The following is a 14,442-nucleotide window of genomic DNA, read 5'->3' as shown; positions in this document are numbered from 1 at the left end:
GTGAGCGCAAGCATCGAGCCTCGTTCGGTCGTCACCCGTTTCGCGCCCTCGCCGACCGGGTTCCTCCATATCGGCGGCGCCCGGACCGCACTGTTCAACTGGCTGTTCGCGCGCCACCACGGCGGCAAGTTCCTGCTCCGGATCGAGGATACCGACAAAGCGCGCTCCACCCAGGCCGCGATCGACGCCATCCTGGACGGCATGCGCTGGCTGGGGCTCGACTGGGACGGTGACGCCTATTTCCAGTCGCGTTTCGCCGAGCGGCACGCGGCGGTCGCACACGAAATGCTCGCCAACGGCCACGCCTATCGCTGCTACATGACGCAGGAGGAGCTCGCCGCGCAGCGCGCCGCCGCGCAGGCCGAGCGCCGGCCGTTCAAGGTCAACAGCGTGTGGCGCGACTGCGCGCCCGACGCGCCCTCCCCCGATGCGCCCTACGTTGTCCGCCTGAAAGCCGAGCACGAAGGCGAAACGGTGATCGAGGATGCGGTCCAGGGCCGCGTCACCGTCCAGAATGCCGAGCTGGACGACATGATCCTGCTCCGCTCGGACGGCACGCCCACGTATATGCTCGCGGTGGTGGTAGACGATCACGACATGGGCGTGACCCACGTCATCCGCGGCGATGATCATCTCAACAACGCCTTCCGCCAGCTCGGAATCATCCGCGCGATGGGCTGGCCCGAGCCGGTCTATGCGCATGTGCCGCTGATCCACGGACAGGACGGCGCCAAAATGTCCAAGCGCCACGGCGCGATCGGCGTCGACAATTACCGCGACGAACTGGGCATCCTGCCCGAAGCCTTATCCAACTATCTCCTCCGCCTCGGCTGGGGCCATGGCGACGACGAGATCATCGCGCGCGAGGATGCGGTGAAATGGTTCGATCTCGCGCACGTCGGCCGTTCGCCCTCGCGCTTCGACATCAAGAAGCTCGAAAATCTCAACGGCCACTACATCCGTGAGGCCGACGATGCCCGGCTGGCGGACATCGCCGCCCCGGATATCGCCAAGCTGGTCGGGCGGCCGCTCACCGAGGCCGATCGCGATCTGCTGACCCGCGCGATGCCCGAGCTCAAGCCGCGCGCCAAATCGCTGGGCGAGATTGCGGAAGGCGCAACGTTTCTTTTCAAAACCCGTCCCTTGGACCTCGACGAGCGCGCCGCCGCCTTGCTAGAAGGCGAAGCGGCGGACCTGCTCGCCCTCGTCCATGCGGCGCTTTCCGCGCTGCCCGAGTGGACGGGCGAGGCGACAGAGCAGGCCGTGCGTGGGGTGTCCGAAAGCGCCGGCGTGAAGCTCGGCCAGGTGGCGCAGCCGCTGCGCGCTGCACTGACCGGCCGGGCGACGTCGCCGGGAATATTCGATGTGCTGGTTCTGCTGGGCCGCGACGAGAGCCTCGCGCGGATCGCGGAGCGGGCGAACCTATAGGGGAATGAGATTATGGCCGACACCAAAGCAGCGCTGAACATCGGCGGCAACACCAACGATTATGCAGTGCTCGACGGTTCGGTCGGCCCTTCGGTCATCGATATCCGCAAGCTCTACGGCCAGACCGGGCTCTTTACCTACGATCCGGGCTTCACCTCGACGGCGAGCTGCGAGAGCGCGATTACCTATATCGACGGCGACGAGGGCATTCTCCTCCATCGCGGCTATCCGATCGATCAGCTCGCGGAGAATTCCACCTTCATGGAAGTCTCGTACCTGCTGCTGAACGGCGAGCTTCCGACCGCCGACGAGCTCAAGAATTTTACCTACACGATCTCGCGCCACACCATGCTGCACGAGCAGCTCGCGACCTTCTACCGCGGTTTCCGGCGCGACGCGCATCCGATGGCTATCATGTGCGGCGTCGTCGGCGCGCTTTCGGCCTTCTACCACGACTCGACCGACATCACCGATCCCGAGCAGCGGATGATCGCCAGCCACCGGCTGATCGCCAAGATGCCGACGATCGCGGCGATGGCGTATAAATATTCGGTCGGTCAGCCGTTCATGTATCCGGACAACTCGCTGACCTATACCGGCAATTTCCTGCGCATGACCTTCGGCGTCCCGGCCGAGAAATATGAGGTCAATCCGGTGATCGAGAATGCGATGCGCCGCATCTTCATCCTCCACGCCGATCACGAGCAGAATGCTTCCACCTCGACGGTGCGGCTGGCGGGCTCGTCGGGCGCCAACCCGTTCGCCTGCATCGCGGCCGGCATCGCATGCCTCTGGGGTCCGGCGCACGGCGGCGCGAACGAGGCGGCGCTCAACATGCTCCGCGAGATCGGCACGCCCGACAAGATCCCGGAATATATCGCCCGCGCGAAGGACAAAAACGATCCGTTCCGGCTGATGGGCTTCGGCCACCGCGTCTACAAGAATTTCGATCCGCGCGCAAAGGTGATGCAGAAGACCGCGCAGGAAGTGCTGAAGGAGCTGGGCATCTCCGATCCAGTGCTCGATACCGCGCAGGAGCTGGAGCAGATCGCGCTCAAGGACGATTATTTCATCGAGAAGAAGCTCTACCCGAACGTGGATTTCTATTCGGGCGTAATCCTCAACGCGATCGGCTTCCCGACCTCGATGTTCACGGCGCTGTTCGCGCTCGCCCGCACCGTCGGCTGGGTCGCGCAGTGGAACGAGATGATCTCCGACCCCGAGCAGAAGATCGGCCGTCCGCGCCAGCTCTACACCGGCCAGACGCAGCGCGATTACGTGCCCGTCGACAAGCGCTGACCGCCGGCGCGGTCAGGAACCGCGCCGGGCCAAGTCCGCCATGATCGCTTCCAGCGCGACGTCCCTCCCCGCCCGGTAATCCGCCCACCGCTCGGTAAGGGGAATATCGGGCGCGATGTCCGGACTTGCCATGTCGAGGCATGCCACATCGGGCGGGCACGGCGTCGGCGAATAGGAATGCGCGGCATTGGCGAAATGCGCGTCGAGGCCCGAATTGGGTAGACGGATGTTGCCGCCCTCGGCCCACATGTCGAGCCGGTCGCCCGCCGGCTCCCCGACGATCGTGACATTGCCTGCCTCGCGCCATGACGCGAGGTGCGTGATACCGGCCGAGAAAGTGGCGCGGCCGGTGATGATGTAGCGCGGGATGCCGCGTGTCGCCTGCTCGAGCCGCTGCATCATGTCGCGGCCGAGTTCGAGATTGCCGCCGGTGTTGAACCTGAGATCGAGAATCAGCGCTGAAGGTTTCGTCCGCGCCACCTCCGCAAGCACGCGATCGGCAAATGCCGCCGTGGTCTCGGTGGCATCCTCCTGAGAACGGCTGTAATTGACATAAAGCGCGTTCGTGCCTGACAGCGCCTCATACCAATAATTGTGGTCGGGCTGGCGGAGATGCAGCGGCAGGGAAGCCCGTTTGTCATCGAGCGCCTGGACCCAATCGCCGGTCGCGGCCTTGAGCGGGCTGAGATCCCACCAAGCTTCCACCGCCTTGTCGCTTGGCACGAGCGCCGGCGTCGCCATCGTCACCTGGCCCGCCGCCGGGCAGTCCGCCAGTGTCAGCTTGACGCGATCGGCATCGGTGATCACGCCGACGCCCTGAAGCGCATCCGGGCTCGATAGCGAATAACTGCTTTTGTAGGTTTGCCAGGAGGCGTTGCCGGCGAAGAGCGGCGCCACCCGGCGCTTCGCCGTTGCGGCATCCACCCCGCCGATCGCCGTCACCCGGCAACCGAGAAACCCGGCCTGATCGCGCGGCGCCCGGACGATACGGAGATCGTCGCCGAACCACCAGAGCCGGATCGGCAGGCGGCGGAGCGCCGTACGGTTGCGGAGGAGATAGAGCCGCGTGTGCGCGTTGTCGGCCAGCGCGATCGCCGCGGCCATGCGCGCGATGATCTGATTGTCGTTGAGCCGCGGGATCTCGCGCCGGAGACTGCGAAGCGCTTCCTGGAAGCGAACACGGGCGTCGGGCGAAAAGCTCCGATCGGCTGCGGCGAAGCGGGTCGCGAGTGCATCCACATCCTGACGCCAGGCTTCGAGGCGATTGGCGGCTGCTTTTGGCAACACAAATGCCCGCAATTCGAAAGGACGCTCGGTCTGACCGCGTAATGTGCCGATGAGGCGGTCGTCCGTCCGCATTGCCTCGATCGGGATCGGGCCGCGGCTACCCTTGGCATTGGCTGTGAGCCGCTCGCCGCTCCATATCACATCGGTCAGCTCGAGCTTCTGGCCGTTGAGATCGAGCGTGCCAGTCGGCGCATCCGGCGCGAGCGTCAGGGTCGTAAAAATCGGCCACGGATCGCCGCGCATCTCGCCTTCCCAATTGGGCGCCGCCGCAGCCCGTGATGGCACGGCAACAGGCCGGACACTATTGGGACCGGCACACGCCGTCGTCAGCAAACTCGTCACAAAAGCAGCGCAGAACAAACGACGCATCAGACCCTCCAAAGCCATTCGGCTCGACAGTCAGCAATTCGCGTGCCGCTGGCTCTCGTCTCTGCGAAGCGCGTCGCTGTTTGTCCGAAAACGGACGACTACGTTCGTTTTCGAACGGTGTTAAGCTGCCGGGAGCGTCAGGGTGAAGCGCGCGCCCTGCCCCGGCGCGCTGTCGACGATGATGTCGCCGCCCATCGCGCGGGCGAGTCGGCGGGCGATGTAGAGGCCGAGGCCGGTGCCGCCCGGTTCGGCGGGATCGACCCGCTCGAACTTGTGGAAGATGCGCTCGTGATCGTCGGGCGCGATGCCCTTGCCCTGATCGGCGACGACGACGGCGACGATGTCGCCTTCGCGCTCGGTGCGGATCCAGACCATCGCGCCTTCGGGCGAATAGCGGACCGCGTTGGCGACGAGATTGGTGAGAATTTGCAGCGTGCGGCGGAACTCGCCGATCGCCGGCGCCTGCTCGTCCTCACCGGGCGTGTCGATCTTCACGCCGCGGTCCGCGCCGCGCACCGCGAGCAGGCCGGCGGCGCGGCGGGCGATATCGGCGAGATCGAGCGCTTCCAGCGACGGGCGGAAATCGGTCCGCTCGATCGCCTGGAGATCGACCAGATCGTCGACCAGCGCGAGGAGGTGCCGACCGGCCGAGGCGATATCGCCCGCATAGCCAACATAATCGTCGCCGAGCGGGCCTTCCGCCTGCGCGCGCATCGCCTCGGCGGCGCTGACGATATGGTCGAGCGGAACTCGCAGCGCCGTGTCGAGACGCTCGCCGAATGCCGGCGCATCGGGGTCGCGCGTGTCGTTGGCTGGGATGTCGGGATCGCCGATGCCGGTCGCCGAGCCGCGGAAGCCCGCGAAGCGCCCTGCCCCGTCGATCATCGGTATGCCGGCGAGGCGATAGCGCGCGCGCGTCGGCCCGCGCAGGATCGCGACCTGCCGATCGAAGCGGCGGTGATCGGCGAGCGCGGTCAGGATTGGCAGATTGCCGTCGCGATCCTCTTCGAGCCGGAACAGCCGGGTGAGCTGGCGGCCGATCAGATCGGCGGTCGGGCGCCCCGACGCGACGATCGCGGCGGAGGACAGGGCAGTGAAATTGAGCCGCGCGTCTGTCTCCCACATCCAGTCCGCGCCGGCGCGGAGGAAATCAGCGTCGCGCTCGTGCTGGGGCGCGTCGGCAGGCGGCCGCGCGGGCTGGCGCCGCCAGCCGGACACGGAAAGCGAGGCGCCCTCATCGCCCGGATCGGCGCGCACCCATAAGTCGAGATCGTCGTCGCCGTCCGCCGCGACGACCGCGCGCGAGACGACGATGCCGAGCCGCCGCGACAGCCGCACCAGGGCCGCGATCTGTGGCACCGCGATCGGCCCGCCGGGCACGCCGCCGGCGCGGAGGTGCAGCGCCTCGAGCATCGGTTCGGCCTCGATCAGCCGTCCGTCGCGATCGACACGGCCGCGGACCGGCGCGGCGTTGCTCTGCTCGAGTGCGCTCATGCCGCCTCGCGGTCCAGCATCCGGGCCAGCGCGGCGCGATAGGCCGGATCGGTGCGCCACAGCCGGAGCGCGGCGCGCGCGGTATCGGGATCGACGAGGTCGAAGAGGTCGAGCTGCGGCGCCAAAGCCGACTCCTCGCGCGCCAAGGCGAGCAGCAGCGCAGCAGAGGCATGCCGCCCGACGCCGGCGGCGCGCAGCAGAAGTGGCGCACCGCGCCCGTCGGTGTCGGACAGGATCGTCCACGCATCGCTGGCGGCAAGGCGCGCACGAAGCGCGATCGCGGCCAGGAACAGCGCAAAGCTGCCGCCGCCCAGCGCGTGGATCAGGAAATCATCGTCCAGCCGGCCTGCCGCATCGAGCAGCACCGCCAGCCGCGCGCAGCGGGCATCGAGCGTGTCGCCCTCGTCATAATGCGCGAGAAAGTTCGCAGCCTCTTCGGCGAGCCAGGCATCGGCGAGATCTGCGGGCAGCGCCTGTTGCCCCGTCATGTAGAGCCGTAGTCCCGCCGCGACCGTCCAGACCAGACGATGCTGGATATCCGCTGGAAGTTCGGTGCGGGTGACCAGCGGTTCCTCGATACGATCGAGCCGCCGGCTCCGCGCGATCAGCACTGCCATCGCTTCGGTTGCGATCTCCTCATCGCCGTCCCGGATGAGCGCGGGGAGCGGATCGTCAGCCGACGCGGCGGCGCGGTTGAGGCGATGCTCTTCCACGCGGCGCAGCAGCACTGCAAGCAGATCGCCATCGCGCCAGAACCCGGATCGATCGACCAGCGGCCCGGCGATCGCGACATGCGCTGACGAAAGCGCGGCGGCCAGCGCCTCGCGACCGGCCGCGGCGGCGCGCACCGCCAATGCCGTCCGAAGCTCGTCCTCCACTGCCCGGCCGAGCGCGTCTGCGAGGCCGGCGACGATGCGTCGCTCCTGCTCGCTGAGCCGCAGCGCTTCGGGAATGGCGAGTTGCCGTCCGGCGGCCGCATGGCGTCGTGCGGCAGCGACCAGCAGCCGCGCCGCATCGCTTCCGCGCTCACCCAGGTTCGGCGGTCCTTCCGACATAGGGGAGGCTTAGCGCGAACAGCGTTAAAGCGCTGCTAATCCTCGTCGGCGGGCGGCGCGGCGGGCCGGTGCACCGCGCGCTGCGCCCAAAAGAAGGATGCGGCGGCATAAAGCGCGAGCGCGCCGAGCCCGCCGATCCAGTTCCAGGTGAGCGCGAACGGCAGCATGAGGAGCGTCATCCCCTTTCGCTCCGCCAGCCACTCGGCCGCAGGAACTGGATCGCCCCGCGTTTCGCCGTGCAGCGCGAGCAGGAACGCCAAGGTCACTGCAACCAGCAGCAGGCTTCCCCACCCGAAGGTGGCCGACAGTGAAAAACCAAGCGCGGCGAGCGCGATGGCGGCGAGCGCGGGCAGGATCTGCGCCCACCAGTCGTGGATGCGCGGCTGCTCCATGCGAAGCAGCGACAGCCGGTCGGCGGCGCCGTCGAGCGGCGTCGCTGCCAGCATCACCGCACCGCCCACCCACAGCCAGTCGCGCGCGAACAGGACCGCCGCGACGATGGTCAACCCCGCCGCGGCGAAGCGCAACAGATCGGGGGTAACGCGGGTCGGCATCAGCAGCCGCGTCGCCAGCCGCTCGATCGGCGCGAGGATGTAGCGCGATGCCCAGCCGCCGCGCGCGGCATTGGCGCTTTCGACGATCTTCTGCTCGATCGCGATCAGATCGGCGTCACGCTGGGCTATCGTGAGTGGCGCATCTTCCGAATCGCCGCGCAGCGCGACCTGCCGCACGTCGGCCTGGACGGCATGGCGCAGCAGCGTCGACTGGAGATCCCATTCGCCCAGCATCGCCGCCGTCCGCCGCAGCATCGCGCCGTCGAGCCTGGCGATCCCCGCCCAGCGCGAATCGGCGTCGATCCGCTCGAACGTCTCGTCGCCGTCGTCGGGGCGGCTGAGCAAGGTGGCGCCGCTGGCATTGGCGATCCGGCCGAAATGCTCGGCATCGGCGATCAGCCCGTCGGCGATCAGCAGCAGCGGCTCGTGCGGATGCACCGCTTCCGCGGCCTCGGCGACGGTGCGCGCGACGCGGATCGAGATGCCTTCGCCGCGCAGCCGGTCAAGCGCCGCGATCAGATCGGGCGGCAGCCGCTCGACCAGCACGAGGATGGGATCGGCGCCCGCCGCCGCCGCCAGCCGCGCTTGGCGCTCAAGCAAGGTTCGTCCCGCGAGCGGCAAGGTTGCGCGTAGCCGCCCGCCGGGGCCGGCAGCATCCTGATAGGCACAAATGAGGGCGGCGAGCGCCAAGCGTCTTCCCCGAACAAGGTTGGAAGAGCCGGATAAGCCGCTGCCGCGGCTCTTGCAAAGCGCTTAGGCGGCGTTGCCACGGAAGTCGGTGAGTGCGGCTTGGATCCGGCGGAGGATAACGGGGTCGCTGGGAGCGCCGGTCAGCGCCTCTTCGGCGAGGTCCATAAGGCCGGTGACGCCGAAGCTCGCGGCGACGCTCTTGAGGCGCGAGGCGGCGATCGTCCAGTTGGCATCGCAGCGCGCGCGGGCCAGCAGGTCCGCCTGCCGCTCGGCGCTTTCGAGGAACGCGGCGCGCAACTCGGCCATCAGATCGCCGTCGGTGCCCACCGCGGCGGCAAGCGATGCGTTGAGGGCGCCCGGATCATAGACCATCCGCCCGGCATAGGCGACGAGCGTTAACACCCCGTTGCCGCCGCAGCTTTCGCCCGCGTCCAAACATGATACAGTCCCGTGATGAGCATGGGGTATCCGCGCGCAGAAGCGCAGCAGCCGCAAGGGGATGGGGTTTTCGCGGGGGTTTCGACGGTGCCCGAATCGGCGCCCGAGGAACAGACGCTCGCCGAATGGCTGGGCAGCGAGGCCGAGCCGGACGAGGAGCGCCCGTCACGCCGCCCCGCGATCGTCGGCGCGATCATCGTCCTGCTCGCGCTCGCCTGGATCGCCGTCTCGGCTTGGTCGGTGTGGCGCGCCGCGCCGCCGTCGATCGAGAGCGCGCTCGGCTGGGCGAACCTTGTCAGCCCGCCGCTGATCCTGCTCGGCATCGCGTGGATCATCCTCGGCCGCTCGCCGCGCCGCGAGACCGAGCGCTTCCGCCAGGCGGTCGCCGAGATGCGGAGCGAGAGCACGGCGCTGGAAAACGTGCTGGCGATCGTCGCGCAACGGCTCGCGGACAATAAGGCGCAGCTTACCGGCGAGGCCGAGCGGCTAATGACGCTCGGCGACGAAGCCGCCGACCGGCTCGGCCGCGTCACCCATTATCTCGCCCGCGAGACCAAGACGCTCGACCGCCAGGCCGAAGCGCTGGAGTCGGCCGCCTCGAACGCGCGGGTCGATATCGGCGTCCTTCTCCACGATCTGCCCCGCGCCGAGGAACAGGCGCGCGCGGTCGGAACGGCGCTGCGCGAAGTCGGCATCGAGGCGCATAGCCAGGCCGGGTCGCTCGAAGGGCAGCTCTCCGCGCTCGCCGCGCGCGGCCGCGAGGCGGACGAAGCCGCCGGCGGCGCGGCGCAGCGGCTCGGCGCGCATCTCGCGCGGATCGAGAGCAACGCCGCCGCGGCGTCCGAGCGGATGGAGCAGGCCGCCGCCGCGATGACCGCGGCGATCGACGGCAGCATGACCCAGGCCTCGGACGCGGTCGACACCACCCGCTCGGCGCTGGACGCGCAGGGTGCCGCGATGCTCGCCTCGATCGAGCAGAACCGCGCCGCCCTCGAACATGCCGGTGAGGAAGCGACGCGCAACCTCGCGCAGCGGCTCGAGACGATCAGCGGCCGAATTCAGGGTCTGGCGGGCCATCTCGCAACGCAGGATGCCGCGAGCCATGCGCTGATGGATCGCCTTTCCCGCGAGATGGCATCGCTCGAGGAGCGGTTCGACACGTTGCGCGAATCCGGGTCGACCGGCGCGACCATCCTCACCGATTCCTTCCAGACGGTGCGCGCCTGCGCGCAGGAGCTGTTCACCGAGCTCGGCACCGGCCACGAGCGCGCCGGCGATCTCATCGATCGCGCACATGAAATGGCGCAGGCGCTTACCGCAGTCGCCGAGCAGCTCGACGTCAAGATTTCCTCGTCGCTGGAGAAGGTAGAGGCGCGGGCCGAACAGACCAACGCGGCCGCGACCGCGATCCTCCCGCAGGTGCAGGCCGTCGAGGGTTCGGCCGACGCCGCCGCGATGCGGATGGGCGAGGCGGAAGCAAGCCTCAAGACACAGCAGGATGTGCTGGAGGCGTTGCTGACCCGGCTCGGTACAGGTCTCGATACGGCGCAGACGCAGATCCTCGCGCTGGGCGAAGCCGCAGCGGAAGCAGACCGCGCCGCCGCCAAATTGTCGTCCGAAACCGGGCCCAGCCTCGTCGAAGCGCTGGTCCGCGTGCGCGAAACCGCCGGTCAAGCGGCCGAGCGCGCGCGCACGGCAATCGGCGCGGTCATCCCCGAAAGCGCCGCCAAGCTCGCGGATGCGAGCCGCGATGCGATCGCCGCCGCCATTTCCGGCCCGATCCAGCAGCAGATGGACGATGTCGCCAAGAGCGCGGAAAGCGCCGCCGACGCGGCGCGCGCCGCGTCCGAGCGTCTCACCCGGCAGTTGCTCGCAATCAGCGAGACCGCCGCCGCGCTCGAACGCCGCATGGACGAAGAGCATAAGACGCGAGAGGAACAGGAATCGGCCGCGCTTTCACGCCGCGTCGCGCTGCTCATCGAGTCGCTCAATTCTACCGCGATCGACGTAACCAAGGTCCTGTCCAACGACGTCACCGACAGCGCCTGGGCGGCCTATCTGAAGGGCGATCGCGGCATCTTCACCCGCCGCGCAGTCCGGCTGCTTGATTCGGGCGAGGCGCGCGAGGTGCTGCAGCTCTATGAGACCGAGCCGGAATTCCGCGAGCAGGTGAACCGCTACATCCACGATTTCGAATCGATGATTCGCCGCGTGCTCGCGGACCGCGACGGATCGGCGCTCGGCGTCACCATCCTCTCGTCAGACATGGGCAAGCTTTACGTCGCGCTCGCCCAGGCGATCGAGCGCCTGCGCGCCTAACGCGCCGGCGGCGCGGCCCAGTCGATGTCGGCGACGCTGATCCAGCCGTAGAGATAGTTCAGATAAAACAGCGCGAAGGCGACGGCGGAGAGGATCGTCGCGCGGAGTGCCGCCTTGCCGAAGCTGAAGCGGTGCGGCGCGCTGTCGGCGTGACCGGGCTTGCTGCGCGCGCCCACCTCCTCGTCGGTGCGCACACCGAACGGCAGGCAGAGGAAGAAGCCCATCACCCAGAAGAGGGCATAGATGGCGAGGATCGAGCCGATCTTCATGTCGTCACACCCGGATCAAAAGCACATCGACAAGCGGCTTCTTGCCGGTCCAGTCGGTCGCGCGCCGGCGGACCGCGAGCCGGATCGCTTCGCGCAGCTTCGCCTCGTCGGCAGGCCCGCCGTTGGCAGCATCCTTCGCGGCGGCGCGGGCATCCGCCAGAAAATCCTCGCGATCCTCCTCGACCGGCAAGCCTGACAACGCGACTTCGACATCGCCGACGACGCGGCGGCCTTTGTCCAGCGCCACTGCGACGGCGATACTGCCGTTGACCGAGGCCTTGCGCCGCTCGTTCATCGTCGTCCCGTCGGCGGGCAGGATCACGTCGCCGTCGAGCACGAGGCGGCCGACGCGCTGCTCGCCCAGCTTCTTGGGGCCGTCCGGCGCAATGCGGACCAGATCGCCATTCTCCTGGACGAAGGCCTGCGGAATGCCTTCCTCGACTGCGAAGCGCGCATGTTCGTGCAGGTGCCGCGCCTCGCCATGGACCGGGATCAGCAACTGCGGGCGGATGCGGTGATACAGAGCGGCGAGCTCTGGCCGTGCCGGATGTCCCGAGACATGGACATGCGCCTGCCGCTCGGTGACGGTGATGACGTCGAGCCGCGCGAGCGCGTTCATGATCCGCCCGATCGCCAGCTCGTTGCCGGGTATCTGGCGCGACGAGAAGATCACCGTATCGCCCTTCTCCAGCTTGATCGGATGGCTGTCGAACGCCATCCGCGCGAGCGCCGCGCGCTGCTCGCCCTGCCCGCCTGTCGCGACGATCAGAACCTCGCGCCGCGGCAGCCGCATCGCGGTGTCGAAATCCACCGTCTCGGGAAAATCCTGCAGATAGCCAGCCGTCCGGGCGACGCGCAGGATACGATCGAGCGAGCGCCCTGCCACGCAAAGCTTGCGTCCCGTCACGGTCGCAACGCGGCCCAGGGTGTGCAGCCGTGCAGCGTTCGATGCGAAGGTGGTGACGACCACCCTGCCCTTCGCCGCCGCCACGCTCTCCTCGATCCCGCCGCGCACGGTCGCTTCGGAGCCGGACGCCTTCTCGTTGAACACATTGGTCGAATCGCAGACCATCGCCGCGATGCCCTTGTCGCCGATGGCGCGAAGCTCCTCGTCGCTCGCCGGTTGGCCGATCTGCGGCGCGGCATCGATCTTCCAGTCGCCGGTGTGGAAAACATTGCCGTGCGGCGTCTCGATCAGCAGCGCGTTCGCCTCGGCGATCGAGTGTGCGAGCGGCACCCAGGTGACGCCGAACGGTCCGATCGCCTCGGCCGCGACGGTGCCGACGACGCGCAGATCGACCTGGCCGGTCAGCCCTTCCTCCTGCAATTTCTCGGCGATCAGCCCGGCGGTGAAGCGAGTGGCATAGAGCGGCACGCCGAGATCGGCGGCGAGGTAGGGGATCGCCCCGATATGATCCTCATGCCCGTGGGTGAGGACGATGGCGGTGAGGTCCTTGCGCCGCTCCTCGATGAAGCCCAGGTCCGGCAACACGATCTCTACGCCGGGATAGGCGGGATCGGCGAAGGTCATCCCTAGGTCGACCATCAGCCACTTGCCGTCGCAGCCGTAGAGGTTGACGTTCATGCCGATCTCGCCCGATCCGCCGAGCGCGAGGAAGAGAAGTTCTTTGCCGGGTTTCATTCGTTTCTTTCGTTCGGGGCGCGCCAAATTCGTCATTGCGAGGAGCGGAGCGACGAAGCAATCCAGCCCTGCGTGTGCCGGGATCGCGGCGCTTTACCAACAATGGCGACGTCGCGTCTAAGTGGCGGATCGACCCCCATAGAGCAAGGCCAGACCCTGGACGGTGAGATCCGGCTCCACCGCGTCGAAGATGCCGGTGTGCTTGTCGAACAAGATGGCGAGACCGCCTGTCGAGATCACCTTGGTGGGCCGGCCAATCTCGGCCTTCATCCGCTTCGTGATGCCTTCCATCATCGAGACATAGCCCCAGAAGATGCCGATATGCATCTGCGCCTCGGTGGTGCGGCCGATCACCGACATATCGCCGTCCGGCGCCTCGATGGCGATCCGCGGCAGCCGCGCCGCAGCGGCGACCAGCGCGTCGAGCGAGAGGTTGATCCCCGGCGCGATCACGCCGCCTTTGTAAGCGCCCGAATAATCGACGACGTCGAAGGTGGTCGCGGTGCCGAAATCGATGACGATGAGATCGCCCGGGTGCGCCGCATGCGCCGCCATGCTGTTGAGCACCCGGTCCGCGCCGACCGTACCGGGCTCCGCGACGTCGAGCTCGATTGGCCATTCAATCGGCGGACGGCCGGCGATCAGCGCGTCGACGCCGAAATATTTGTTGGCCAGCACCTGGAGATTGTGGAGCGCGCGCGGCACCACCGTGCCGACGATCACCGCATCGATCGCGCTACGATCCAGCCCCTCCAGCGCGAGGAGCTGGTGCAGCCACACCGCATATTCGTCCGCCGTGCGCCGCGCATCGGTCGCGATCCGCCAGCGTGCACGAATTACCCCGCCGTCCAGCAGCGCGAACACGACATTGGTGTTTCCGGCATCGATCGCGAGCAGCATGAGCGGGCTTTCAGATGAGGAAGACGTCGCCGGCGTGCATGACACGGACGCTGCCGTCGGCCAAGCAAAGCCTGAGCGCGCCGTCGGCTTCGAGGCCGTCGAACAGGCCATCGCCTTCGGCTGTGGAGAGCGCGGTGCCGATGGGGTGTGCGGCGGCGAGCCAGGCGGTGCGGATCGGAGCAAGGCCCTCGTTCCGCCACCGCGCGAGCCAGCGGGCGAAACACTCGGCCAGTAACTCTACCGCCATACCGGGCGTGCAGGATGCCCCGAGCACCGCCAAGTTTATCGCACAGCGATCAATGTCGTCCGGGTGATGCGCGAGATTGACGCCGAAGCCGATCACCACCGCATCGCCCTCCCGTTCCAGCAGGATGCCGGCGAGCTTGGCGCCATCGGCGAGCAGGTCGTTGGGCCACTTGATCCGGATCACGGCGGCGGGTGCAAGGCGTGCCGTCACATCCTGCAACGCGACGGCGGCGACCAGCGCAAGCGTCGCGGCGGCCGGATCACCGGCTTGCAGGCGGACAAGCGTGCTGGCGTAGAGATTGCCCGGCGGGGATTGCCACGCCCTTCCCTGCCGTCCCCGCCCAGCGGTCTGCCGGTCGGCGCGAAGCCATAGTCCTTCCGGCGCACCATCGCGCGCATCGGCCAGCACATCGTCGTTGGTCGATGCGGTTTCGACAACGACACGGATCATG

At 68.0% G+C, this 14,442-nt stretch carries 12 protein-coding genes; 3 read left to right on the top strand and 9 right to left on the bottom strand.

Annotation, left to right across the window (positions count from 1 at the left end; translation table 11 throughout):
- Both gltX and B9N75_RS11750 read left to right on the top strand, forming a co-directional pair.
- On the top strand, positions 1 to 1,428 hold the full coding sequence (gltX, locus tag B9N75_RS11755) for a glutamate--tRNA ligase (RefSeq protein WP_085219630.1): 1,428 nt from the start codon (positions 1 to 3) through the stop codon (positions 1,426 to 1,428).
- Between the two features lie 12 nt (positions 1,429 to 1,440).
- The gene (locus tag B9N75_RS11750; RefSeq protein ID WP_085218965.1) at positions 1,441 to 2,727 is read left to right on the top strand and encodes a citrate synthase; all 1,287 of its coding nucleotides are present in this window, start codon (positions 1,441 to 1,443) and stop codon (positions 2,725 to 2,727) included.
- Between the two features lie 12 nt (positions 2,728 to 2,739).
- Here B9N75_RS11750 and B9N75_RS11745 read toward each other — a convergent pair whose 3' ends face one another.
- The 5 genes from B9N75_RS11745 to B9N75_RS11725 form a co-directional block, all read right to left on the bottom strand.
- Complete coding sequence (locus B9N75_RS11745; protein WP_157123816.1) at positions 2,740 to 4,299, bottom strand: S41 family peptidase; 1,560 nt, start codon at positions 4,297 to 4,299, stop codon at positions 2,740 to 2,742.
- 204 nt (positions 4,300 to 4,503) lie between these two features.
- Entirely contained in the window at positions 4,504 to 5,877 is a 1,374-nt protein-coding gene (locus tag B9N75_RS11740) for a sensor histidine kinase (RefSeq protein ID WP_085218963.1), read from the bottom strand.
- The gene (locus B9N75_RS11735) at positions 5,874 to 6,932 is read right to left on the bottom strand and encodes a DUF2336 domain-containing protein (RefSeq protein ID WP_085218962.1); all 1,059 of its coding nucleotides are present in this window, start codon (positions 6,930 to 6,932) and stop codon (positions 5,874 to 5,876) included. Before B9N75_RS11735 ends, B9N75_RS11740 begins: the two co-directional genes overlap by 4 nt.
- 35 nt (positions 6,933 to 6,967) lie before the next feature.
- The gene (locus B9N75_RS11730; protein WP_085218961.1) at positions 6,968 to 8,176 is read right to left on the bottom strand and encodes a hypothetical protein; all 1,209 of its coding nucleotides are present in this window, start codon (positions 8,174 to 8,176) and stop codon (positions 6,968 to 6,970) included.
- Between the two features lie 63 nt (positions 8,177 to 8,239).
- Positions 8,240 to 8,548 carry an Hpt domain-containing protein gene (locus B9N75_RS11725; protein ID WP_085219628.1) on the bottom strand — a complete coding sequence of 103 codons (309 nt, stop codon included), beginning with the start codon at positions 8,546 to 8,548 and terminating at the stop codon, positions 8,240 to 8,242.
- An 81-nt stretch (positions 8,549 to 8,629) separates the two neighbouring features.
- On the opposite strand from B9N75_RS11725, the gene B9N75_RS11720 reads away from it, so the two are divergent.
- Complete coding sequence (locus tag B9N75_RS11720) at positions 8,630 to 10,933, top strand: coiled-coil domain-containing protein (protein ID WP_085218960.1); 2,304 nt, start codon at positions 8,630 to 8,632, stop codon at positions 10,931 to 10,933.
- On the opposite strand, the gene B9N75_RS11715 is transcribed toward B9N75_RS11720, so the two are convergent.
- From B9N75_RS11715 to B9N75_RS11700, 4 genes are all read right to left on the bottom strand, one after another.
- Positions 10,930 to 11,202 carry a DUF1467 family protein gene (locus tag B9N75_RS11715; protein ID WP_085218959.1) on the bottom strand — a complete coding sequence of 91 codons (273 nt, stop codon included), beginning with the start codon at positions 11,200 to 11,202 and terminating at the stop codon, positions 10,930 to 10,932. The two genes, B9N75_RS11720 and B9N75_RS11715, sit on opposite strands and share 4 nt — an antisense overlap.
- A 4-nt stretch (positions 11,203 to 11,206) precedes the next feature.
- On the bottom strand, positions 11,207 to 12,844 hold the full coding sequence (locus B9N75_RS11710; protein ID WP_085218958.1) for a ribonuclease J: 1,638 nt from the start codon (positions 12,842 to 12,844) through the stop codon (positions 11,207 to 11,209).
- 117 nt (positions 12,845 to 12,961) lie between these two features.
- Positions 12,962 to 13,744 (bottom strand): type III pantothenate kinase, encoded by a 783-nt coding sequence (locus B9N75_RS11705; protein ID WP_085218957.1) that lies wholly within the window; start codon positions 13,742 to 13,744, stop codon positions 12,962 to 12,964.
- 10 nt (positions 13,745 to 13,754) lie between these two features.
- Positions 13,755 to 14,441: a biotin--[acetyl-CoA-carboxylase] ligase gene (locus B9N75_RS11700; RefSeq protein ID WP_085218956.1), complete on the bottom strand. Its 687-nt coding sequence runs from the start codon at positions 14,439 to 14,441 to the stop codon at positions 13,755 to 13,757.
- Position 14,442 lies beyond the last annotated feature (1 nt).

This window comes from Allosphingosinicella indica, from assembly GCF_900177405.1.
Lineage (GTDB): Bacteria > Pseudomonadota > Alphaproteobacteria > Sphingomonadales > Sphingomonadaceae > Allosphingosinicella > Allosphingosinicella indica.
Note: the sequence above shows the minus strand (reverse complement) of the source record. Positions and strands in the feature narration are given on the sequence as shown.

Excerpts from the sequence above, each read along its gene's own strand:
- B9N75_RS11750 (WP_085218965.1), top strand. The coding sequence starts at position 1,441 with ATGGCCGACACCAAAGCAGCGCTGAACATCGGCGGCAACACCAACGAT.
- B9N75_RS11740 (WP_085218963.1), bottom strand. The coding sequence starts at position 5,877 with ATGAGCGCACTCGAGCAGAGCAACGCCGCGCCGGTCCGCGGCCGTGTC.
- B9N75_RS11735 (WP_085218962.1), bottom strand. The coding sequence starts at position 6,932 with ATGTCGGAAGGACCGCCGAACCTGGGTGAGCGCGGAAGCGATGCGGCG.
- B9N75_RS11725 (WP_085219628.1), bottom strand. The coding sequence starts at position 8,548 with ATGGTCTATGATCCGGGCGCCCTCAACGCATCGCTTGCCGCCGCGGTG.
- B9N75_RS11720 (WP_085218960.1), top strand. The coding sequence starts at position 8,630 with ATGAGCATGGGGTATCCGCGCGCAGAAGCGCAGCAGCCGCAAGGGGAT.
- B9N75_RS11715 (WP_085218959.1), bottom strand. The coding sequence starts at position 11,202 with ATGAAGATCGGCTCGATCCTCGCCATCTATGCCCTCTTCTGGGTGATG.
- B9N75_RS11710 (WP_085218958.1), bottom strand. The coding sequence starts at position 12,844 with ATGAAACCCGGCAAAGAACTTCTCTTCCTCGCGCTCGGCGGATCGGGC.
- B9N75_RS11705 (WP_085218957.1), bottom strand. The coding sequence starts at position 13,744 with ATGCTGCTCGCGATCGATGCCGGAAACACCAATGTCGTGTTCGCGCTG.
- B9N75_RS11700 (WP_085218956.1), bottom strand. The coding sequence starts at position 14,441 with ATGATCCGTGTCGTTGTCGAAACCGCATCGACCAACGACGATGTGCTG.